General features: G+C 71.5%; 17 protein-coding genes. 16 read left to right on the plus strand and 1 reads right to left on the minus strand.

Features of this window, described 5'->3' with window-relative positions; translation table 11 throughout:
* The first annotated feature begins 67 nt into the window (after window positions 1–67).
* Genes ABZW30_RS25670 through ABZW30_RS25685 form a run of 4 tightly spaced genes read left to right on the plus strand, consistent with a single transcriptional unit; the run spans window position 68 to window position 3,424 of the window.
* Window positions 68–970: an ABC transporter ATP-binding protein gene (locus ABZW30_RS25670; protein ID WP_355673537.1), complete on the plus strand. Its 903-nt coding sequence runs from the start codon at window positions 68–70 to the stop codon at window positions 968–970.
* Complete coding sequence (locus tag ABZW30_RS25675) at window positions 967–1,713, plus strand: ABC transporter permease (protein WP_355673538.1); 747 nt, start codon at window positions 967–969, stop codon at window positions 1,711–1,713. The genes ABZW30_RS25670 and ABZW30_RS25675 overlap by 4 nt, the downstream gene beginning before the upstream one ends.
* Window positions 1,710–2,825, plus strand: a complete 1,116-nt coding sequence (locus tag ABZW30_RS25680) for a sensor histidine kinase (protein WP_355673539.1) — start codon at window positions 1,710–1,712, stop codon at window positions 2,823–2,825. The genes ABZW30_RS25675 and ABZW30_RS25680 overlap by 4 nt, the downstream gene beginning before the upstream one ends.
* Window positions 2,822–3,424, plus strand: a complete 603-nt coding sequence (locus ABZW30_RS25685) for a response regulator transcription factor (RefSeq protein WP_355673540.1) — start codon at window positions 2,822–2,824, stop codon at window positions 3,422–3,424. The genes ABZW30_RS25680 and ABZW30_RS25685 overlap by 4 nt, the downstream gene beginning before the upstream one ends.
* 63 nt (window positions 3,425–3,487) lie before the next feature.
* Here the strand turns inward: ABZW30_RS25685 and ABZW30_RS25690 are convergent, their stop codons facing one another.
* Window positions 3,488–5,527, minus strand: a complete 2,040-nt coding sequence (locus ABZW30_RS25690; protein ID WP_355673541.1) for a radical SAM protein — start codon at window positions 5,525–5,527, stop codon at window positions 3,488–3,490.
* Between the two features lie 562 nt (window positions 5,528–6,089).
* Between ABZW30_RS25690 and ABZW30_RS25695 the strand changes: the two genes are divergently transcribed.
* The 12 genes from ABZW30_RS25695 to ABZW30_RS25750 all read left to right on the plus strand — a co-directional run bounded on the left by ABZW30_RS25695 (window position 6,090) and on the right by ABZW30_RS25750 (window position 23,359).
* The gene (locus tag ABZW30_RS25695; protein ID WP_355673542.1) at window positions 6,090–7,154 is read left to right on the plus strand and encodes an LLM class flavin-dependent oxidoreductase; all 1,065 of its coding nucleotides are present in this window, start codon (window positions 6,090–6,092) and stop codon (window positions 7,152–7,154) included.
* Window positions 7,155–7,205: 51 nt separating this feature from the next.
* Window positions 7,206–7,382 (plus strand): thiomuracin/GE37468 family thiazolyl RiPP peptide, encoded by a 177-nt coding sequence (locus ABZW30_RS25700; protein ID WP_270149016.1) that lies wholly within the window; start codon window positions 7,206–7,208, stop codon window positions 7,380–7,382.
* A gap of 50 nt (window positions 7,383–7,432) precedes the next feature.
* Entirely contained in the window at window positions 7,433–7,609 is a 177-nt protein-coding gene (locus ABZW30_RS25705; protein ID WP_355673543.1) for a thiomuracin/GE37468 family thiazolyl RiPP peptide, read from the plus strand.
* 121 nt (window positions 7,610–7,730) lie between these two features.
* Window positions 7,731–9,692, plus strand: a complete 1,962-nt coding sequence (locus ABZW30_RS25710; protein WP_355673544.1) for a hypothetical protein — start codon at window positions 7,731–7,733, stop codon at window positions 9,690–9,692.
* Entirely contained in the window at window positions 9,685–11,334 is a 1,650-nt protein-coding gene (locus ABZW30_RS25715; RefSeq protein ID WP_355673545.1) for a TOMM precursor leader peptide-binding protein, read from the plus strand. The genes ABZW30_RS25710 and ABZW30_RS25715 overlap by 8 nt, the downstream gene beginning before the upstream one ends.
* An 11-nt stretch (window positions 11,335–11,345) precedes the next feature.
* A complete protein-coding gene (locus ABZW30_RS25720) occupies window positions 11,346–12,890 on the plus strand; it encodes a nitroreductase family protein (RefSeq protein WP_355673546.1) in 1,545 nt (514 codons plus the stop codon).
* Window positions 12,891–15,527, plus strand: a complete 2,637-nt coding sequence (locus ABZW30_RS25725; RefSeq protein ID WP_355673547.1) for a lantibiotic dehydratase — start codon at window positions 12,891–12,893, stop codon at window positions 15,525–15,527. It begins immediately after the preceding gene.
* Entirely contained in the window at window positions 15,520–16,497 is a 978-nt protein-coding gene (locus ABZW30_RS25730) for a thiopeptide-type bacteriocin biosynthesis protein (RefSeq protein ID WP_355673548.1), read from the plus strand. The genes ABZW30_RS25725 and ABZW30_RS25730 overlap by 8 nt, the downstream gene beginning before the upstream one ends.
* A 3-nt stretch (window positions 16,498–16,500) precedes the next feature.
* Entirely contained in the window at window positions 16,501–17,916 is a 1,416-nt protein-coding gene (locus tag ABZW30_RS25735) for a nitroreductase family protein (RefSeq protein WP_355673549.1), read from the plus strand.
* Window positions 17,917–18,006: 90 nt separating this feature from the next.
* A complete protein-coding gene (locus ABZW30_RS25740; RefSeq protein ID WP_355673550.1) occupies window positions 18,007–19,857 on the plus strand; it encodes a TOMM precursor leader peptide-binding protein in 1,851 nt (616 codons plus the stop codon).
* Window positions 19,854–22,256 (plus strand): lantibiotic dehydratase, encoded by a 2,403-nt coding sequence (locus ABZW30_RS25745; RefSeq protein WP_355673551.1) that lies wholly within the window; start codon window positions 19,854–19,856, stop codon window positions 22,254–22,256. The genes ABZW30_RS25740 and ABZW30_RS25745 overlap by 4 nt, the downstream gene beginning before the upstream one ends.
* Complete coding sequence (locus ABZW30_RS25750; RefSeq protein ID WP_355673552.1) at window positions 22,253–23,359, plus strand: thiopeptide maturation pyridine synthase; 1,107 nt, start codon at window positions 22,253–22,255, stop codon at window positions 23,357–23,359. The genes ABZW30_RS25745 and ABZW30_RS25750 overlap by 4 nt, the downstream gene beginning before the upstream one ends.
* The last annotated feature ends 39 nt before the right edge of the window (window positions 23,360–23,398 follow it).

A 23,398-nucleotide genomic window follows, 5' to 3' on the forward strand; every position in this document is an offset into this window, starting at 1 on the left:
TTGTCATCCGGGGCCGGTGACCCGGCATCACTACCAACGGCAGTCGAAGGGCGGGAGCGTAGTAGCCATGGGAACCACACAGGCCGTGATGACAGCCGAGGGGCTGCGGTACCGGTACGGGGAGACGGTCGCGCTGGACGGCGTGGACCTGCGGGTCGATCCCGGGGAATGCGTCGCACTGCTCGGGCCGAACGGGGCCGGCAAGTCGACCCTCGTCACGATAGCCGTCGGGCTGCTCGCGCCCCAGCACGGGACCGTACGGGTCCTGGGCGGTGATCCGCGCCGCGCGGCGACCCGTCGGCGGCTGGGCGTGGCGCAGCAGACACTGGGCTTTCCGAACACGCTGACCGTGAACGAGCTGGTGACCGGTGCCGCGGTCCGCGGCGGGCTGCGGGCGTCGGCGGCCGGCCCGGTCCTGGCGGAACTCGGGCTGACCGAACTGAAGGGCAGGCGGGTGTCGAAACTCTCCGGCGGCCAGAAGCAGCGCGTGCAGCTGGCGATGGCACTGGTCACCGAGCCGGTCCTACTGGTGCTGGACGAGCCGACGGTCGGCCTGGACACGAACGCCCGGCGGCACTTCTGGCAGATCCTGGCGCGCCGCCGGGAGCAGGGCGCCGCGGTGCTGGTGACCACGCACCTGATCGAGGAGTCGGCCGCGGTCGCGGACCGGGTGGTGGTGCTCGACCGCGGCCGGATCCTGGCCGACGCGCCGCCGGAGGAGCTGGTGTCGCGGTTGCCGGACCGCACCGTGACCGTCAGGACCGGCCTCGACCATGGCGAACTGCACCGGTTGCCGGGCGTCCTGTCGGTCGCGCCCGAGCACGACCTGGTGAGGATCCAGACGCGCACGCCCGAGGACCTGCTGCGCGTGCTGCTCGACCGGGATCCGGATCTTTCGGAGTTGCGGGTGCGGGACGCGGGCCTGGAGGAAGCCGTGCTCGCGCTGACGGACCGAGCGGAGGCGGCGTGAACGCGGTGACGGCACGGGTTTTCGGTGTCGAGTTGCGGGACGAACTGCGGGCGATCGTACGGGAGCCGACATCGCTGTTCTTCAGCATCCTCATGCCCGTCGGGTTCTTCGTCATGTTCAACCTGCTGTACGGGCACGACACCACACAGGGGCTGTCGGCCGGTACGGCGATGGTGGCCACCTTCGGCACCTACGGGGTGATCACGGTGGCCGCGTTGCAGCCGGGCATCGGGGTGGCGCAGGACCGGGACCTGGGCTGGTTGCGCATGAAGCGGGTGTCAGCGGTGCCGATCGGGATCAGCCTCGCCGCGAAGGCCGCGGCCGCGCTGCTCTACGGGGTGGGCGTGCTGGCGCTGATGGGCGTGGCGGCCGCTGCGTTCGGCACGCTGCACGCCTCGGCCTGGGCGCTGCTGCGCGTCGCGGTGGTGCTGCTGCTGGGCACCGTCCCGTTCACGCTGTTCAGCGTGGCCGTCGGGCTGCGGTTCCGCACCGGGGCGACGATCGCGCTGCTCAACGCGGTGCTGTTCCCGCTGGCGATGCTGTCCGGGCTGTGGATCCCGATCCAGTTCCTGCCCTCGGCGGTACGGCACGTCGCGGAGTTCCTGCCCACGTACCACCTCGCGCAGCTCGGGCTCGCCCAACTCGGCAGCGGCACCGTGGTGATCCATGTGCTCGCCCTGCTGGTCACCACCGCGGTGGCCACCGCGGTGGCCACCATGTCCTATCGTCGTGCGCGGATATGACTACTGTTGACGCCCCCGTTCCCGGGTCCGTGGCCGCGCGGCTGCGGACCTGGGACTGGATCTACCTCGGCTACCTGCTGTTCGTGCTGGCGCAGCCGTACTTCTCGCCGGATCCCCGGTGGTGGGAGTGGCCGCTGGCGATCGCGGTGTGCGCGGCCACCGCCGTGCTGTGGGCGGCGGCGCTGTTGCGCGGCCCGTCCGCGTGCCACATCTGGTCGTCGCTGGTGCCGATGACCGTGATCGGCACGCTGGCCGCTCCGTTCAACACCAACGCGAGCGTGTTGTTCATCTACGCCGCGGCCGTCGCGGGCAACACGCTGCCGTGGCGCGACGCCCGGCTGTGGTTGGCGGGTCTGACCGTGCTGGACAGTGTCACGGCGCTGGTGTCGCAGGTTCCGATGCCCTACCGGCTGTGGGGTTTCGTGTCGGCGCTCGTGCTGATCTGGGTGATCGGGTTGCTCGAACTCAAACAGCGCGACCGGCGTCAGGAACTGGAGAACGAACGGCTGCGTACCTCGCAGGTCGAACTGCTCGCGACCATCACGGAACGCGAGCGGATCGCGCGTGACCTGCACGACCTGCTCGGGCACTCACTGACCGCGGTGGTGATGCGGGCACAGCTGACCAAGGAACTGGTGCTGGCCGACCCGCAGCGGGCGCGCGCCGAGGCCGAGGAGATCGAACGCAACGCACGGGAGGCCCTGGCCGCGGTGCGCAGTACCGTCACCGGCTGGCGGCAGACCAACATCCGTGCGGAGCTGGAGGCAGCGCGGCGAGCGCTGGCCGGAACCGGGGTGACCTTGCAGGTGGACTTCGAGGACGGGGTGATCCTGGTCGCGGCCGCCGAGCACGCGTTGGGGCTGGCAGTGCGGGAGGCGGTGACGAACGTGGCCCGACACGCGCGGGCATCCGCCTGCCACATCGGACTGGACGCGAACGGAGAGCGGGTGCGGTTGGTGATCGCGGACGACGGGATCGGCGGCGAGGCTCCGGAGGGCACCGGGCTGACCGGGCTGCGGGAGCGGATCGCGAAGCTCGGCGGTGTGGTGCAGCGCACCGGCTCGGCCGGCACGACGCTGACCATCACGGTGCCGGTCGGGGTGGCCCGGTGATCCGGGTGGTGCTGGCAGAGGACCAGGGCATGGTGCTGGGCGCGTTCGCCTCCCTGCTGGACCTGCAACCGGACATCACGGTGGTGGCGACCGCGACCAACGGCAACGACGCGCTGGCCGCGGTGCGCGAGCACCGCCCGGACGTCCTGGTGACCGACATCGAGATGCCCGGCCGCACCGGTCTGGACCTGGCGGTGGAGCTGAACGACCTGGGTGACCCCACACGGGTCCTGATCGTGACCACGTTCGCGCGCAGTGGCTACCTGCGGCGCGCGGTGGACGCCGGGGTGGCCGGGTACGTGCTCAAGGACGCGCCGATCGGTGAGCTGGCCGCGGCCCTGCGCCGGGTGCACGCGGGTGAGCGCGTGGTCGCGCCGGAACTGGCGGTGGCCGCGTGGGACGCGGCCGATCCGCTGACCGACCGGGAACGTGAACTGCTGCGCGCGGTCGCGGAGGGGGCGAGCAACGCCGAGATCGCGGCGCGGCTGTTCCTGGCCGAGGGCACCGTGCGCAACTACCTGTCCAGTGCCATGGCCAAGCTGGGCGCACGCAACCGGACGGAGGCGTCCAGGACCGCGATGACGCGCGGCTGGCTCTGACCGGATCCGCGGACGGTGGCCGACGTCCGGCCGGTCGAGCCCCGTGGCGGGCCGCCGGCGGGGTCAGGCGGTCAACGGGTGGGCCTGCAGCCGGTCGGGCAGTGCGAACAGCAGGTCGTGCAGCGGCCGGCCGGTGCCGTGCCAGATCGACAGCGCGTACACGCTGATCGGGTAGTGGACCCAGCGCGGCGGCGCCCACACCGTGCCGCGCACGGTGCTCCCCTGCCCGGTCGCGTCGAGGCTCGACGGCACGTCGCCGGAGGTGACGAGCAGGTCCCAGGCCTGCCGCGGCACGGCGAACCCCGCTTCGTCGAGGTCCCCGCGCAGACTCGCGCGCAGGATCGTCGTCGCCGCGATGTCGAGCGTCAGCGCGCCGTCGACCAGCACCCGGTCGACCTGGAATCCGGAGTCGGCCAGCTCGGCGCACAGCCAGTCGACCGCGGCGTTGAGCAGATCCGTCGTGGCACGCTCGGTGGTGATCGCGCGGCACAACAGCGCCTGGAAGTGCACCTCCTCGGGCACGATGACCTGGTCGCCGATGACCGTCCTGAGCAGCGCCATGTCCACGGCGGTCGGTTCCTCGTGGGCGACGGCGACGTTGCGGGCGACGGCGCGCAGGAACGGGTCGGCGCAGTCGTCGAGCAGGAACGTCCAGAGTTTCCCGCACAGTTCGACCATCCGGACGCCGGTGGTCGAGTGGATGACGCGCAGCGCGCAGCGCAGCAGGATCTTCTGGAACAGCGTCATGGCCACCCTGAAACCCATGCCGTGCACCCATTCCTCGACGGTCATGGTGTCGTGCGCGACGACGACGTCGGCGACCAGGTCGGGGTTGGTGATGTCGCAGGGCATCCAGCGCGTCGTCACCTTGTGCTTGTCCTGGAAGGACTCCCGCGAGTAGTCGGTGTTGTTCAGCAGGAGCAGCGGGTAGATCACCGGCGATCCGCCGGCGGTCAGCACCTCTTCGACACCGTTGAGGTACGACTCGTAGGTTTCTCCGGGCAGGCCCCAGATCAGGTCGGTGTAGGTGGGTACGTCGAGTTCGCGGAACCGGGACAGCAGCCGACGGTAGTGGTCGGTGCGGATGTTGGCCCGGTTGGCGATCTTCAGCACCTCCGTGTCGAAGGACTGCGCGGACAGCGTGATCGCCCCGGTCAGGTCGGCGGCGTGCAGCATGCTCGCGATCTCCACGATGCGGTCGTTGCCGTTCTTCGCCCAGTTCGTGCTGATGATCAGCCGCTTGTCGTGGCGCCGGCAGAGTTCCACGATCCGCTCGGCGATCTGCCGGTCGCGGGCGAGGATGCCGAAGTTCGCGTCCGCGATGAAGAGCGTCGCGTCCGTGGGCATCAGCCGGATCAACCGGTCCAGTTCGGCGAAGATCCGGTCGAGGTCGAACTGGCGCACCTTGGAGTTGGTGGCGCCGCCCCAGTAGCAGAACGCGCACTTGTACGGGCAGCCCCGGTTGGTCTCGTAGACGATCATGGACGAGCCGGCGATCTCCTCGTCGGAGTACACCGGGCTGAGGATCGGTGAGACGACCTGCTCCAGATCGGTGATGCGATCCGCGTCCGGGTTGGTGACCACGACGCCGTCGGACCGGTGGCTGATGCCGGGGATCTCGGCGAGGTCCCCGTCGGCGAGGAAACAGTGCATCAGGTCGCGGAAGCGCAGTTCGCCTTCGCCGTGCACCAGCACGTCCACCCAGGGCGCCTCGGCGAACACCGCCTCCTGCTGGTGGCTGACGTCGTTGCCGCCGACGACGACCCGGCAGTTCGGCCACCGCTGCTTCACCTGGCGGGCCAGCTCCAGGGACTGGGCGCGGTTCCAGAAGAACACGGTCAGCGCGACGACGAACGGCTCGTCCCAGGAGTCGAGCAGCTCCGTCACCGCCTGCGCGCCGCCGCTCTGCTCGCGCACGCTGATCCGGAAGTCGCAGCTCTCGTCGAGCACCTGGTCGGCGACCGAAGTCGCTGTGAGGTAGCCGAGAGTGACGCTGTACCGGACGCCGTGCATCGCGGTGAACTCGACGAGTTGTACGGACTTCTTCCTGGCGGGCGCCGGTGCTGACGGCCGGCCGGCGGTGGCAACGTGGATCGTGTCCATCGTGGAGGTCATAGCTGCACATCCGTACACAGTCGGGTGGAGTGGACATTCCGCACGCGGAAGTGACACGTGGCTCAACCGCCTCCGACCGCCTCGGCGCGACGGGGAGTCGTCACCTCTCCCGCCGTGAGGTCACCGACGGAGCCGGCCCTCGCCGTTCCGGCGAATTCCCGCGTCGATGCCCGCCCGGAGGTGCGATCGGCTTTCTAAATTCAAGGGTCGTCCCGGTGGCGACTTTCTGGACGCTCACTCCGGCACAAGGAGCCGGCCGCACATATGTCGGCAACGGGTATACACCGTTGCAGTGCCGGACAGGGGCGTCAATAACGCACTCTTAGCATCCTAGGTATCTCCTGGGATACCTGAGCGGGGCTCGATTAATTTGAGCCTCTGTTGAGCTTTTGAGCCCACCCCGGACTCGGCAATGAATATTGACGACCCCGCAGGCCCGATGTAGCGTCAGCTGCGAAACACCCCGGCGGCGCCAAGCGGCCCCGAATCGTACGGGTGTTAACCCCAGCCGTCGATCTGGCGAATATCCGGTTGTTAGGGAGTGGTATCGGTGCGCTTCGGGCTTTCCTTTCTTCCCGACTGCACGCCGGAGACGAAATCTCCGCAGACTTACTTCAGCGACGCGCTGGAATTGTCGGTCCGGGCCGAGGCGGGCGGGCTGGACTCCGTCAAGATGACCGAGCACTACCTCCACCACTACGGCGGATACTGCCCGAGTCCGCTGGGTTTCCTGTCCGCTGTGGCCGCCCGGACGAGTTCGGTGCGGCTGATGACCGGCTGCGTGCTGCCGGTCTTCCACCACCCGATCCAGCTGGCCGCGGAAGCCGCGCAGGTGGATGCGATCAGCGGCGGCCGGCTCGACGTGGGTTTCGCGCGGGCGTACCTGCCCGACGAGTTCGACGCGCTGGGCGTGGAGATGGACGAGAGCACCGACCGGTTCCGCGAGACCATCCGCGCGGTGCTGCGGATCTGGACCGAGGAGAAGGTCAGCGAGCAGACGCCGTTCTTCTCCTACCGCGATGTGACCGGACTGCCGCGGCCCACCCAGCGGCCGCATCCGCCGGTGTGGGGTGCGGCGGTGCGTACCCCGGAGAACTTCGCCTGGCTGGGCACGGAAGGGCTGGGGCTGCTGATCACCCCGATGATCTCGCCGCACGAGTTCCGTGACCACCTGACCCTCTACCGCGACGCGTTCCAGGCCGCGCACGGCGGCTCCGGGCTCCGCCCCCGGGTCGCGGCCAGCCTGCCGCTGGTGGTCGCGGAGACCGACGAGCGCGCGCAGGAGATCGCCACGACCTACCTGCGTCGCTACCTGGACGTGTGGGCGGAGGCCGTGAACCCGTGGGACCGCCGGGAATCCTCGGCCTACCGCGGCTACTCCGGATTCGGCTGGATGCTGCGCGGCCTGCAACCCGCCAAGCTTTTCACCGAAGGTGGTGCGATCGTCGGTTCACCGGCCACGGTCATCGACCGTATCCACGCCTTCAACAATCACATCGGCGGCGTCGACGAAATCCTGTGGCAGATCGATTTCGGTGCGATGCCGCTCGCCGAGGCTGGGCAGACCTTGGAGCTCTTCTGCGACAAGGTTCTGCCCGAGGTTAAATCACTGTGATTGTTGCCCCCCGGAATATGGGAGGCGACACCGAGAAGAGAATGGGGGTGAATGCACATCATGGAGGGTTTCGACGACCTGGTGCTGGATGACAGCGCCTTCGAGCTGGTGGACCTGGGCGAGGTGGTGCCCGCGTCGGTGACGGCCGGCTACGGCCTGACCGAGCTGTCCGCTTCCGGCGGCCAGAGCAGCTGCTGCTGCTGCTGCCCGTGCTGCTCCTGCACCTGATCCAGGTGCGGCGAAGAGCACTGATCGACATCGAGAGGGAATGGGGGTGAATGCACATCATGGAGGGTTTCGACGACCTGGTGCTGGATGACAGCGCCTTCGAGCTGGTGGACCTGGGCGAGGTGGTGCCCGCGTCGGTGACGGCCGGCTACGGCCTGACCGAGCTGTCCGCTTCCGGCGGCCACAGCAGCTGCTGCTGCTGCTGCCCGTGCTGCTCCTGCACCTGATCCAGGTGCTGATGTCCCCGGCACCTGTGCTCTAGCCGGTGCGTGTTCGTGAACGGGGACCGGGTGGCTCTCGGTCCTTCTCCTGACCAGGCATCAACGAAGGCGTGAAGAAACGATGGTCATGGAAGTCAATGTCGAGCGGATCCGGCCGCGACTGCGCGGGGACGTCTACGTCATGCGCGTGCCGGAGGGTGCCTACATCCGTAGCAACCTCGGCGGGTCGATGCTCAAGGGCGCGTCGACATACGAGTTCATCCAGCGGATCGCACCGCTGCTGGACGGCACCAGGACCCTCGGCGAACTCTGCGCGGCCGCGCCGGAGGCCAGCCGCGCCAACCTGGCCAAGCTGACGATGCTGTTGCTCGGCAAGGGCTACGTCAAGAACGTTCTGGACGACCGTCCGCACACGTTGCCCGCCGACCTGGCGAAGACCTACGCGGCCAACATCGCCTTCATCGAGTACTTCACCGAGTCGCCGGAACTGCGATTCGAGCACTACCGCAACAGCGGCATCGTGCTGGCCGGATCCGGCCCGCTGCTGCAGGCCCTGACCAACTCGCAGTTGCGCTCCGGCGTGCGCACCGTGTCCCTCGCCCCCTTCGGCGAGCTCGACCGCGACCGCATCGCCGAGCACCTCGCGGCGGCCCGGGCGCAGGACCCGGAGCAGCGGATCGCCTACCTGGACGTCGACTCCGAGCAGCTCGACCGGATCGCGGACGACGCCGCCATGGTGCTGCACGTCGCGGACCGCCCGATGATCGAACGCGCCCTGCTGCTGCCGCACACCGCGGGCTCCGCGGGCTCCGCGTTCGCCCAGGCGGTCGTGACGGGCGACGAGGCCTGGCTCGGCCCGGTGATCGGCAAGGACGGCGACGTCACGGCCTGGGAGTCCGCCTGGCGCCGGCTGCGCGCGCTCGCACCGGACCTCGTGGGCGCGGATCTGCGCGACCACCCGGAGGCCGCGCCGAGCGACTTCCTGCGCGGCCCCACCGTCGCCCTGGTCGCCAACCAGCTGTGCTTCGCGGCCTTCCGGCACCTCACCGGCATCGACCCGGGCGCCGGAACGGATCACCTGGTCCGGTTCGACCTGGAGACCCTGGAGACCGCGAAGCACCCCTTCCTGGCGCACCCGCTCGCCCTGCCCGTCGTCCCCTACGACCCTGCCCGGCTGGCCGCGCTGGCGGCCGCGGCGCCCGTCGGCGACGAGGAGCTGGCCCGGCGCGCGGTGGACTGCGTCGGGCCGCGCACCGGGGTGTTCGCGGAGGTCACCGAACGCGACTACGAACAGCTGCCGCTGTTCGTCAGTGAGGTCGTGGTTTCGGACCCGGTCGGCCTGGCCGGCGGTCCGTTCCCGGTCCACGGCTGCGGCGAGAGCGTGGTCGAGTCACGCCAGCGGGCCGTCCGGCACGCCTTCGAGCGCTACGCGGCCGTCATGGTCGACTCCCGCAAGGGCGACCGGCTGTACGGCGCGGACGTGCTGACCGGTGAGCCGGTCGCGGTCGACGCGGCGGAGGTCTTCCCCGCGCGGACTGCGGCCTCCGGAGACGACTGGACCGCGGCCGTGCGCGCCGCCGTGGTCGCGGCGGCCGCCGAGAACGCCGCCGCGGCAGTCTCCGCCGCGACCGAACCGCTGCCCCGGTTGGACCTGGACGCCGAGCAGCTGACCCCGCGCGCCGCGCGCTACCTGAAGCTGCTGAGGATCGTCGACCAGGCGTTCGAGGTCCACGACCTCTCCGGCCTGCTCGGGCTGCCCACGTTCACGTTCACCACCCCGGCCGCCACCGTCGCCTGCACCAGCGATCTGGACGTCGACGTCGCGCTGGAGAAGGGGCTGGAGCAAACGCTGCTCGCCTACCAGTCCCGGGCCGCGAACCAGCCCGGTTACGCGCCGGCGCCCGTACCCGACCTGCCCGCACACCTGCGCGGCGCAGCCGGCACGCGACCGGCCTCGGTGACCCTCGGCGAGGTCGTGGCGGAGCTGACCCGCGACGGCGGCCGCGTGGTCGCGGTACCGCTCGACCACGATCCGCTCGTCGCCGAGCTGTGTCCGTTCGTGATGCGCGCCGTGGTCGTCCATGGCTGACCAGCCTCAGGTGCTCCTCGAACCACAGCAGGTGGTCGTCGGGCCGTGGCCGCCCGGCTGCCCCGAGTGTCTGCGCACCCGGCGCGCCGCCTCGGCCTCCGCCGAGCGCGCCGCCGAGATGGCCGCCGCGGTGCCGCACCGGGAGCTGCCGACGTTCCTGGCGGACAGCATCGCCGAGCTGGCCTCGGCCCGGTCCGAGGCGCAGCGGTTCTGGACCGTCGACCCGGCCACGCTCGCGCTGTCCCGGCACGGCTTCCTCACCGATCCGCGCTGCCCCGCGTGTTCGGCGGTGCCCACCGACACCGAACAGGGCGCGAGGATCGTCCGCGAACCACGGCCCAAGCTCTCGCCCGAGTCGAGCCGCGTCCGCCTGCTGGACCCCAGCGGCCTCGACGCGACCTACGTCGACGGGCAGAGCGGCCTGATCCCCTCGATCACCGCCTATGCGCAGCACTCGTTCCCGTTCACCGAGGCCGTGCTGGCGGTGCCCGGTGTCACCATGGAGGCGGCCGGTTACGGCCGCACCCGGGACTTCGTGTCGGCGAGGGCCATCGCGGTGGCGGAGTCGCTGGAGCGGCTCGCCGCGTACGCGCCGAGCAAGCGGACGAACGTGACGGCGAGCTACGCCGAGGTGGCCGAGGACGCGATCGATCCCCGCTCGCTGGGGCTGTACCCCGACGACCGGTTCGGCGTCCCGGGCTTCCCCTACCGGGAGTTCACCGAGGACGCGGTGACCAACTGGGTGTGGGGGCACTCCTTCGGCCAGGGCCGGCCGGTGCTGGTGCCGGAGAGCTTCGTCTACTACCGGCTGCGGATGTCCGGCGGGGAGGCCGGGTTCGCGTGCGAGATCTCCAGCGGCTGCGCCCTCGGCGGCTGTTACGAGGAGGCGGTGCTGCACGGCATCCTCGAAGTCGCCGAGCGCGACGCCTTCCTGACGGCCTGGTACGGGCGGACCCCGCTGCCCGAGCTCGACCCGGCCACCGTGCCCGACCGTCGGATCCCGCTGGTGGCCGAGCGCATCGAGCGACAGGGCTACCGGGTGCGCGTCTTCGACACCACGCGGGAACACGGGATCCCCTCGTTCTGGACGTTCGCCGAGGACGTCACCGGAACCGAACGGCCCAGGGCCGTGTCGACCGGCGGCAGCGGGCTGCGCCCGGCCGAGGCGATCCTGGCCGCGCTGCACGAACTCAGCCAGACCGTCGAGTACGTGACCCTCCTCGCGCTCGATCCGGGCTGGCGCGACCGTGCCCGGCACCTGGCCGACCATCCGGACGACGTCCAGTCGATGGCGGACCACCTGCTCTGCGCGGCGAACCCGGCAACCTTCGACCGGTATTCCTTCTTGACCGACGGCCCGGTGGCGTTGACCTGGCAGCAGGGACTCGAACGCTGGGACTGGCCGCGCTACACCGACATCGGCGCGGACCTCGACGAGGCCGTCCGGCGTTTCGCCGCGGCCGGCATGGACGTCGTCGCCGTCGACACCACCTCCACGGAACAGGCATCGGGAGGCTTCAGATGCGTCAAGGTGATAGCACCCGGCTCGGTGCCGATGACCTTCGGGCACACCGCGCGGCGAGTGACCGGACTGGCCCGACTGCCCCGGGTGAGCAATCCGCACCCGCATCCCTTCCCGTGATCGAGGGCGCCGTGATCGATCGCGCGGACGGAGTGGGCCGGGAGTTCTGGCGGGTCACCCTGGAAGACCTCGCCGAGGCGATGGGAACCCGGCAGTCGGAGTACGGCAACCCGGACGAGCCGCTGAAGTTCAAGATCTACCGCGGCCGGCCCCGGCGCCCGCTGACGGCCAAGGTGCCCGGGAAGCTGACCGCGGTCGAGGCCTTCGACGACTCGGCGCTGGCGACGCTGCTGCGCTACGGCTACGGCATCTCCCGGCAGGAGTTCGACACCAACGGCACCTGGCCCTACCACCGGATGGTCGCGTCCGCGCGCTGCCTGTTCGGTGTCCAGCTGTACGTGTGCCTGGCCGACGGCGTCTACCACTACGACGCCGCCCACGACGTGCTGGTGCTGCTGCGCGACGGGGACCACCGGCGACTGCTCACCAGGGCGACCGGAACCGCGGGCAGCCTGCCGGAGGCCGTGTTCGTGCTCTCCGGGCTGTTCTCCAAGGCCGCGTACATCTACCGGGACTACGCCTACCGCCTGTGCACCCAGGAGGCGGGTCTGCTCGCCGGGAACATCGACCTGGTCGCGCGGTCCATGGGTCTGCGGGCGCACGTGCACCACCAGTTCGTCGACGAGCCGGTCCACCGACTGCTCGGACTCGACGGCGACGAGGAACCGGCCCTGCTGGTCATGCCGCTGCTCCTCGCCGGCGCCGTCACCCGGCGCGCCTCGGTCGTGGAGACGGCCGCGGCGCTGGCCGCCGGCATCGACCCGATCGAGCCGGACGTGGTGCGCAGCGGACTGCGGGTCGCGTCGGCCTGCCCGACGCTGACCGAGGTCAACCGCGCATCGCTGCGCGTGGACACCGCGGCCTTCGCCACGGCCGAACCTGTCGTACCGGACGTGTCCGGCGGCGAGCCGCTGGCCCTGCCCGGGACCGACGTCCCGGAGGTGAACCTGGCGGACGCGCTGCGCGCCCGGGACTCCGGCCCCGGGATCTTCCGGCCGGTCGCGTCCCAGATCGACGGAATCGAGCTCTGGGCCCGGCTGGCCCGGGCCCGCGCCGGGGTCACCAGCGACGCCGTCCCGGCCGGCGCGCCCGTGCCGCTGGAGATCTTCCTGACCGTCGGCGACCTCACCGGGATACCCGCGGGCGTCTACCGGCTCGACCAGGACACCGGCGCGCTGCACCCGGTCGCCCGCGCGGCCGACGGCGTCGACGCCGTCACCGCGATCGAGCGCGTCACCATCCCGGGACCGGTGTTCCAGGGCATGAACGCCGTCGTCCACCTCATCGGCGACCGTGACTGGGCGTTCGACACCTTCGGCGACCGCGGCTACCGCGTGATCAACCAGGAGGCGGGGCTGCTCGCGCACCGGGTGTGCGTCGCGGCCGCGGCCCAGGGCCTGTCCGGCCGGGTCGTCAACGCCTACCACGCCGAGGGGGTCCGCGCGGCCCTCGGCCTGACCGAGCAACGCCACACGCCGGTCTTCCAGATCCTGCTGGCCAGGACGGGGCCGGGCGGACGCGTGATCGTACCCGTCGAACCCGAGGAGGTGGACTGAGTGGACAGGCTGTCGGAAGCCCGCCCCGGCGACGCGCAGCACCTGACCGGCCCGGCCGCCGTGGTCCGCCTCGCCGGAAGCCCGGTCGCCGTGCTGGACGGACTGCGCGGTGCGCGGAGCTGGCGCACCGCCCGGGAGTTGGTGCGGCTGCGCGCCGAGATCGCCGACTCCGCCGGGGCCCTGTCGGACCAGCTGTACACCGCGATCGGCGCCGCGGGCGACGGCGAGCGCAAGGCCGGACTGGTCGCGGTGCGCCGGGCAGTGCACCGCGGCCGCCGGGTCGATCCCGCACGGCTGGCCGACCTGCCTGCCGAACTGGCCGCCCCGGTCCGGGAATGGACCGGCCTACTCGCCGAACGCGACCGGCTGACGGCGGAGTTGCCGGACCTGCTCGAACAGGACTGGGCCGCGAGCTGCCAGGCGCTGGGCGCCGCGGCCCGGCTTCCCGCGTTCCAACTCGGGCTCGTGCACGCCAACCCGGACGCGTTCCTGGCCCTGCGCAAGTGGTTCGGCACCGGACGCGCGCCGCAGCGCCAGACCGTGCTGCGCCTGGCGCAGTACCTCGCCCGTTCGGCGGCGAAGACCAGCCCGTACAGCACGTTCACCACCAGCGGCCTGGCCTCCTGGAGCCGGTCCGACGTCCTGGTCGAGCTGTCCGGGCAGCCGACCGGGGGGCAGGTCGCCGCGGCGACCGCGACCGACATCAGCGTCGGGTCGCTGCACCGGATCGCGCGCGCCGTCTGCGAGCGCCCGGAGGTCGTCGGCCGCTGCCCGATCCGGATCAACCCCAGCGCCACCGCCACCGATGACACGCTGGTGTTCCTGGGCCGGCGTCCGGCCGAGCACGTGCACAGCCTCGCCCTCACCCCGACCCTGCGCCGGGTGATGGAACTGATCACGCCCGGGAGCACGCTCGACGATCTGCGGGGCGTGCTGCTGGCCCAGGCGACCGACGGGAGCCAGGTCGACGTGTTCCTCCGGCGCCTGGTGACGCTGGGCGTGCTGGAACTCGTGCCGCCGCTCGCCGACCAGGCCCCGGACCCGGTCGCCGACCTGCGCGACTGGCTGCACCGGCTCCGCCAGCCAGGCCTGGAACGGCTGGACCGCACCCTGCACGGGGTGCAGGAGGCGCTGTCGAGCTACTCGACGATCGAGGCGCCCGGCGACCGGGTCGCCGTCCGCGACGCCGTGATCCGCGGCCTGGACACGGCACTGCGCGAGGTAGGCGACCACGCCCACCTGGACAGCCCGAAGCTGGCCCAGGAGTTCGGCCGGTACAGCTTCTACGAGAACGCGGTGCACCCCGGCACGACGGCCGTGCTGGACCGGAGGAGCTGGCAGCCGCTGCTGGACGACCTCGATGCGGTGCGCACGCTGCTCGGCCTGATCGGGCCCGACCTGCCGGTCAAGCTCACGCTCGGCTCGCTGTTCCACAGCCGCTACCCGGCCGGCGCGGAGGTTCCGCTGCTGGTGTTCTACCGGGACGTGCTGGCCGAACAGTCCGCCGCGGACGCGGCGCGGCCGACGCACAGCCGGTTCGCCGGCCAGGACAGCCCGGTCGAGGCCGTGCGCGAGCTGTACCGCCTGCGCACCGCCGTCAAGCGGCTGCTGGGCGAACGGTCGCCCGACCGGGACGGCGTGGTCCGCGTCGGTCCCGAGGAGGTGCGCGCGCTGGCCGAGGAATGGCCGGACTGGGTCCGCACACCGACCTCGGTCGCGGTCTACTGCCAGCTCGCCGAGGCCGCGCACGGACCGGAACTGGTGGTCAACAACATCAACTGCGGCTTCGGCCGCGGCCGCAACCGGGTGCGGCAGATCCTGGACACGCTCGACCTGCACGCCGGCGCGCCGGCCGAACCGGGGCTGGCCGCCGGCCGTGACGACGTGCTCTTCGCCGAGTTCGAGGCCGTGGCCAGGTCCGCGATCAACGTCCGCAAGCCCGGTGTCCGGCTGGTCGTCGACTACCCCGGTGTGCGCAGCTCGCGCGAACACGACGACCTGCTGCCGGTCAACGACCTGTACGTGCGGCGCGGCGACGACGGGCTGCTCGCGCTGGTGTCGCGGCGGCTCGGCAAGCGGATCTGCCCGGTGCACCCGGGGCTCGGCGACCGGCTGCTGCCGCCCGCCGCGCGCTTCATGGTCGAGGCGTTCGGCGAGTCCAACACCTGGTTCGGCCCGCACACCGAACTCCGGATGACCTCGGACCCGCGCGCGGACGACGGCGTGCTCCACCTGCCGCGGTTGATGGTGGGAAACGTGGTGCTGCGACGCGCGATGTGGATGACCCGCGCGGACCGGCTGCCCCGGCGGACGGACGCCACCACCGACGCGGCCTGGATGCTGAGGATGGCCGGTTGGCTGGCCGAACACGGCATCCCCGAGCGGTGCTTCGTGACCGTGCTCGACCCGAGCACGATCGGCCGGGACGGCACCGGCCGGGCGCCGGGCAACGACACCAAACCGAACTACCTGGATTTCGCGAGCATGCTGCTGCTGCTCGGATTCGAACGCCGGCTCGCCGAGCCGAACGCGATCGTGCAGATCAGCGAGATGGTGCCGGACCCCGGCCAGATCCGCGGCGAGCGCGTCGCCGAGTACATCGTGGAACTCAACGAGCCTGGAGTCACCTATGTCTGATCGCACCTGGGTCAGCGCCCACCTCTTCTACCACGCCGACCAGGATGCCGTGGTCGTCGGTGTCGTCAAGCCCACGGTCGAACGACTGCGCCGCGCCGGACAGGCCGACGGTTTCTTCTTCCTCCGCTACTGGGAGGGCGGCCCGCACATCCGGCTGCGGGTGCTCACCAGGCCGGAGCACGTCCAGCAGGTCCGTTCGGTCATCGAGGAGGCCGCCGCGGAGTTCTACCGGACGTCCCCGTCGCAGTTCCCGATCTCCGCGCAGGACTACGCCGACTCCGCGCCGGGCCTGGCCGCGCTGGAGCGGATGGCCGACTACGACACGGTGCTCCACCCGGACAACTCGGTGGCGTTCGTGGACTACGTGCCGGAGACCGAGGTGTTCGGCACCGGCCGCTCGCTGGAGGCGGTCGAGCGGCACCTGATGGCGGCCAGCGCGCTGGCGGTGGAGCTGATCGCCCGCGGCCGCAAGCCGGGGCAGCGTGCCATGGACGCCTTCGCCATGCTGGCCGCCAACCGCACCCTGTTCACCGGCATCCTGCCCGAACTCGCCTACCAGGCCCGGTTCATGGTCGAGAGCGGCGGTCAGGCGGCGCAGCTGATCGGCACGCCGGAGTTCGAGCGGTACTTCGAGGCCAACAAGGCCCAGCTGCGCTCCACCCTGGAGGCGGTGTGGGCGGCGACCAGGGGCGTGGCGCTGCCCGAGGCGTCCGTGGTGAGTAACTGGCTGTCGACCGTGCGGGAGCTCAACGACACCCTCGTCGAACTGGAGTTGCTGGGCCGGCTCGACGCCTACCCCAGCTTCGAGGCGCCCGCCGACGTGCTGGACCACATCAACCACCTGGTCCCGCAGCTGATCGTGGAGCGGTGCGCGCACCTGATGTGCAACCGGCTCGGCATCAGCCTGGCACAGGAGTCCCACCTGCGGCTGCTGCTGACCAGGGCCGCGTTCGACCTGTGCGCGGTGTGACCCATGGGCAACGCGGCAAGGCGCTACCAGGAGGACGTGCACACTCCGACCGAGGTGGCGAACCCGGAGGCGTACCCGCCCCGGGTCGTCAAGAGCTACCCGGGCGCACCGCGGCACCCCCTGCCCTGGCCACCGGAGAAGTCCGGCCACCGGCTCGGCAGGCTGCTCGCGGACCTCGGCGGCATCACCCGGTCGCAGTGGCTGACCCCGCTGGACATGCTGCCCTTCACCGACAGCTTCGAGAGCATCCCGGATGACGATCCGCTGCAGTGGCTGGTGACCCGGCGTCCGACGCCGTCGGGCGGCGCCCGGTACAGCGCCGAATGGTACGTGATCGCCGGTCCCGACTCGGAGGTGCCCACCGGCGTCCACTACTACGACCCGGCCCGGCACGACCTGGTGCGCCTGCGCTCGGGTGACTACCGGAGCTGGGTGGCGTCCCGCCCCGCCGCGACGGTCCTGGTGCAGACCAGTGTGTTCTGGCGGCTGGCCGCCAAGTACGGCGAGATGTACTACCGCCTCGCCTGCCTGGAGGCGGGCATCCAGGTGGCCCAGGCGCTGGCGGTCGCGGGCGACGACAACGCCACGGCCCGGCTGTGCTTCCCCGACGCCGACGTCACCGAACTGCTCGGGCTCGACCCGAGGGAGGAGGGGGTGCAGGCGGTCGTCGAGCTCGTCCCGCCGGTGCCCGCCGCGGTCGGCGGTCCGTCGCTGGCCGCCTTCCCGCGCGCGTTCGGCGCCCACGCGGCCGTGCTCGCCCAGAGCCGCCCCGGCCCGGAACCGCTGCCGGTCGAGCCCGCCGGAGAGGCCACGCGGATCGGTCTGCCGCACGCGCGGCCGGATCTGTCGGCCGGAACCCGGACCCGTCACGCGGCCATGCGCGGCTTCAGCGGGGAGGTCATGTCGATCGACGCGTTGGCCACGATCCTCACCGCCTACGGTCAGCAGGCGCGCTGGGACCTGCCGGCCAACCTGGTCGAGTTCTACTGCGTCGTCGCCGACGTGACCGGTATCCCGGCCGGTGCCTACCGCTACCTTCCCGGCGAGCACCAGCTGGAGCTGGTGAGCGAGGGCGATCCCCGGCAGCGGCTGCGGGACGCCGCGCTGGCCGCGCTGACCCAGCAGGGCGCCCGCACGGCGAACGTATGGCTGCTGCCGGTGGGAGACGCCGAAGCCGCCGAGGAACGGTTCGGCGACCGCTGGTACCGGGTGCAGCAGGCGGCCGCCGGTGCCGCGCTGCACCGCGCCTGCCTCGCCGCCGCGTCCATCGACGTGGCGAGCCGGATCCAGAACGACGTGCTCACCCATCTGCTGGACGACTGGTTCGGCCTGACGGGGCGGAAACGGACCCTGCTGATGGCGCACTTCGGCACGGAGCACCCGGCCGGGCTGCGCCCCGAGTTCCGGCTGACCTGGTGAGGGAGAACCACTCGTGAACGAGCACGGCGAACGAACGGTCAAGAGCTGCGCGTTCCGCGAAGCGACCGCCGAGCGAAGCGGGGCGGGCTCATGAGCAACGCGGTACTCGGTGCCGGCCTGCTGGCCGACGCCATCTCCAGGCATCCGCCGTCGATGCTGGTGGTGGCACGCGACGGCTGGGACACCGGCGACTGGTCCGCGGCACATGACCGGGGCGAGCCCTGGCTGCCGGTGTGGACCGAGCTCGACCGGGTCGTGGTCGGCCCGGTCGTGCGGCCCGGCGAGCCCGGTTGCGTCTGGTGCCTGCAGAAGTGGCGGTCCAGCGCGCCCCAGCGCGACCAGTGGACCGCGGAGCTGCGCACGAACGACCGGATCGTGACCCGGCCGTCCTCCTGGCTGTCGGACTTCGCTGCCGACTCCGTACGCGAGCTGGTGCACTCGGGCGCCGCGCGGGACTGCTGCCGGTACCTCGACCTGCGCGACCTGTCCGTGACCCGGCACGCGTTCCTCCCGGACCCGCTGTGCCGGGTCTGCGGCACGCTGCCCGACGACACGGCCGCGCGGGCCGCGATCACGCCCCTGCCGCGACCCAAGCCCAAGGCGCGCGCCAGCAGGATCCGCGAGCTCTCCGAGTCCCGGCTGACCGAGCTGTACGTGGACGCCGAGACCGGCGTGGTCGCCCCGCCCAAGGGCCTGCGCGACTCGCTGTTCCCGCTGGCCGAAGCGGTCCTGGCCGAGTACGGCTATCGCGGCGAGGCCGGGTTCGGACGCACCCGCGACTTCGCTTCCTGCCGGGCCACCGCAGTCGCCGAGGCCCTGGAACGGCTCGGCGGCCAATGGCCCTGGGGCAAGCGGACGACCGTACGCGGCAGCTACGCGGAACTCGCCGGGGACGCCCTCGATCCGCGGTCGCTCGGCCTGTTCCCTCCGGAGCGCTACCAGGAGCCGGACTGCCCCTACCAGCCGTTCACCGAGGACGCCGTGGTGTCCTGGGTGTGGGCATACTCGTTCCGCCAGGCGCGGCCGGTGCTCGTCCCGGAGACCTACGCGTACTACCGGACGGCCTTGCAGCCGGGGACCCGGGCGGACAAGCCCTTCACCTTCGAGATCTCCAACGGCTGCGCACTCGGCGGCTGCCTGGAGGAGGCGATCCTGCACGGGATCCTGGAGGTCGTCGAGCGCGACGCGTTCCTGATGACCTGGTACGCCCGGATGCCCGTTCCGGAGGTGGACCTCTCCCGGGCGCCCGACCCGCGCGTCGGGCTCGTCGTCGAACGCATCGAGCGCACCGGCTACCGGGTGCGGGTCTTCGACATGACGCTCACCGAGGCGATCCCCGCGTTCTGGGTGCTGGCGCAGGACACCACCGGCGACACCACCCGGCCGAGGGTCATCTGCACCAGCGGATCGGCGCTGGACCCGGTCGCCGGCGTGCTCACCGCGCTCGGCGAACTGGCGCCCATCGTCGAACAGGAGGTGCGCAGGTACCCGGCGGAGGCCGAGCGGGCTCGGCAGATGGCCGCCGATCCCGATCTGGTGCGCATCATGACCGACCACTCGCTGTGCAGCGCCACGCCGGAGGCGTTCGACCGGTTCTCCTTCCTGCTGTCCGGCGACCGCATGATCGGCTGGGACCAGCTCGGCCGCGGGCCCTGGCCGCTCCACGCCGACCTGCGGGACGACCTGGCCGAGGCCGTCGGGCGCATGCTGGAGGGCGGCATGGACGTCGTGGTCGTGAACCAGACCTCGCCGCTGCACGAGGCCGCCGACCTGCACTGCGTGAAGGTGATCGTGCCCGGAGCCCTGCCCATGACCTTCGGCCACCGCAACCAGCGGATCACCGGGCTGCCCAGGCTGCGGGAGGTGCCCCACCGGCTCGGTCACGCACCGCGCCCACTGACCGACGCCGACCTCAACCCCCATCCCCACCCGTTCCCGTGACCAGCCACGCCACCACCTTCGCCGTACGCGTCGCGGGCCTGCCCGCGACCGTGCTCGATCAGCTCGTCGACGAGCGGCTGCGACACGCCCTGCTGACGGTGGCGCACGCGGCGGCCGCGCTGACGGCTGACGCCGCGGTGCTGTCCGACCGCTGCCACGACGTGATCGGGGCGCTGTCCGACCCTGGCGCCAAGCCGAAGCTGGTCGCGCTGCGCCGGGCCGTGCACCAGCTGCGCGATCCGGCGCGGCTGCTCGCCGAGCCCCCGGTCGCCGCCGCCCTCGGCCTCGAACTCGCCGCGGACATCGCCGAGTTCGGCCACGCGGTGGGCCGGTACCGGGCTGACCGCACGCAGTTGCCGACCGCGCTGGCCGAAGCGGACCGCGCTATCGCCGCGAACCTGCGCGAGATCGGCGCGGATCCCCGCTTCGACCAGGGCCTCGCGCACGCCAGCCCCACCCTGCACGAGGTTCTCCGGCGCAAGCCCGGACGCCAGGAGCTGATCCGGCTGGCCGTCTACGCGGCCCGCGCCGCCGTCAAGACCAGCCCGTTCAGCACGTTCACGGCCAGCGGCCTCGGCCGGTTCGTCCCGGACGGGCCGGCGCTGCGCTGGACCGCGACCGCGCCGACACGATCGGTCGTCGACCTCGACCTGGCGGTCCTCACCCCGCTGACCGACACGCTGACCGGGACGAGGGTCCGGATCAACCCGAACGCGCGTCTCGCGGCCGACCACGTCCAGTTCCTCGGCCCGGCACCGGCCGAGGAACTCCTCAGCCTGCCCCTCACCCCGCCGCTGCGGCACTGCCTGCGCGCCGCCGCCGGTCAGCCGACGCTGGCCGAGTTGACGGCGGGGATCCCCGCGCCACCGGAAAGAGCGGCCGGCTATCTACGCTCGCTCCTGGCGTCCGGTCTGCTCCTGGTCCAGCCGGACTTCGACGAGCACGGCGTCGATCCGTTGGGACAGTTGGCGGATCGGATTCCCGGACTGGATTCGGTCCAGGAGGGGCTGCGCACGTATGAGAGCGCGAACGGCACCGACCGGGTCGCGCTCGGACCGGTGCTGCGCGAGCGGCTCCTGGCCCTCGGCATCACCGGCAAGCTGCGGGACGTCGTGACCGAGCAGTCGGTCATCCCCGGCGTCGTGGTCGAAGCGGGACTGCCGACCTGGCAGGACACGATGGCCGAACTGGCCGTCGCCTGCCGGCTGCTCGCGGTCTTCGACCACACGCTGCCCTTCAAACTGGCGATCGCCGCGTTCGTCCGGGAACGCTTCGGCACGGAAGCTCCGGTGCCGTTCGACCGGTTCTACGCCGAACTGGCGCGCGACGGCCGCGAGGCGATGCGACTGCACCCCGCCGCGGTCGCCTTCGACATGACCGGCCTGACCGGGACCCTCGCAGCCAGCCCGGTCGCGGAGGTACGCCACCTGGTCGACCTGATCGCCGGCATCCGACGTGCGCTGCCCGACCGGAAGCGGATCGAGCGGACACTCGACGCGTTGCCGACCTGGGTGCGCCCGGCCGGTTCGGTCGCCGTGTACGCCCAGCATGACGGCACCGCGTTGATCGTCAACGCGGTGAACTCCGGCTTCGGTCGGGGTCGTTCCCAGGTACGCCGACTGCTGCACCGGGTCGGGGCGGATCCACTCCCGGTCGACCCGGTGCACCCGCCCGCGCCGACGTACGCGGAGTTCGCCCTGACCCAGGCCACCTCGCTCAACCAGCGAGAGCTCACCCTGCCGGACCGGCTCGACTACCCACCGCCCGCCCGGCTGACGGTCGGCGTGGACGAGGACGGGCTTCCGGTCCTGTTCGACAACGGGTCAGCCGTCCGGCCCGTCCACGGCGGACTGTCCTACGAGCGGCTGCTCCCGCCGGTCATGGCGTTGCTGATCGAGGCGTTCGGCGAGAACCCCACCCTGCTGCGCCCCGACCAACCGCTGCAGCATGACGCGAGCGCCGGCAGCGGGCAGGGCCGGGTGCTGCACGCGCCGCGGCTGGCCATCGGGCGCGTGGTGCTCCGGCGAGCCACCTGGGTGGCCCAGCCGGGCACACTTCCGCGCCGCGCGGCCGGCCGGTCCGACGCGGACTTCCTGCTCACGCTGGTGACCTGGCTGGCCGAACACGGCATTCCACCCCGGTTCTTCGTGTCCGTGCTGCGGACGGGCGCCGTGTCGGCGGGTGCGTTCGCGGGCGATCGTGCCCGCAAGCCGATGTACGTCGACATCGGCTCACCGCCACTCGTCCTGGCCTTCGAACGGCTGGCCGGGGACCCGGCGAGCGCGGCGGTGTTCCAGGAGGTCGCCCCAGAGCCGGAGACCGCCATCGTGGACGACCGGGGCGCGCCCCGAGTGACCGAGTACGTGATCGAGCTGAACTGTCAAGGAGATGGAATATGACGGAGTCCTCGTGGCGCAGCGTGAGCGTCTTCCATCACGACGGCGACCAGGCCGATCTGCTGCTCGACGCAGTGCGCCCCTTCATCACGGCCGTGGCCCCTTCCGTGTCCACGGTGTACTTCCAGCCGCACTGGCGGCGCGGGCCGCACGTCCGCATTCCGATCCTGGCGAGCGCCGAGACCTTCGACGACATCGTCGCACCGGCCGTCGCCGACGTACTCCAGGAGTACCTGCGGGAGCATCCGTCCACCGCGGTCCTGGACGAGCACGCCGCGCACCCGCAGCACGTCCGGCTTGCCGAACACGAGCGCGAACGCGGGCCGCTGACGCCCTGGGCACCCAACAACACCGTCGAGACCGGGCCCCACGACGAACGCCTGCACGTGCTCGGCGGGCAGGCCGCGGCGGACCTGCTCGCCGACTACTACGTCGACACCAACGACCTCGTGTTCGACATCCTCGACTGGGTTCGTGGCGGCGGCTCGAAGATGGCGCTCGCGGTGGACATGTTCATCGCGGTGGCGCACCGGTTCCTCCCGCCGGTGACCTACGGCTACATGTCCTTCCGCGGACACGCCGACGCCTTCCTGGCGAAGATGCCCGACGGCCTGCGCACACGGTTCGACCGGGTCTACGAGGCCAACGCGGAGCACTTCCGGCAACGGGTCGTCGAGATCACCGCGGCCGCCGACCACCACGACGTCATCCTGTTCGGCGCCCTCCCGGACACCCTGCTCCGCTACCGCAACCAGGCCACCGAACTCCTGGAGTCCGGAGAGTTGGCGCTCAACACCGACGAGAACGGCGTCCCGGAAGCATGGGGTTCGACCTGGAGCGCCTGGTCCGAGCGCAGCCCGTTCCACCAGGCGCTCGGCGGTCACCGGGCAGCGGCCGACCAACTCGGCGGCTGGCAAACCTTCCAGCGGTACCGGGTCGTACTCAACTGGATGTACCTCAACATGTACCGGCTCGGCATCGGCGAACTGGAACGCAACCTGATCTGCCATGTGGTCTCCCGGGCCGTCGAGGACGTACACGGGGTGACCGCGCTGGACCGGATCCAGGATCTGATCGGCTTCGTCGACGGCGGCGGCCGCCTGTAGTCGGATCGCGCGAGGACCGGATCGCACGAAAAGGGAAGA

Source organism: Kitasatospora sp. NPDC004669, assembly GCF_040609455.1.
Classification (GTDB): Bacteria; Actinomycetota; Actinomycetes; order Streptomycetales; family Streptomycetaceae; genus Kitasatospora.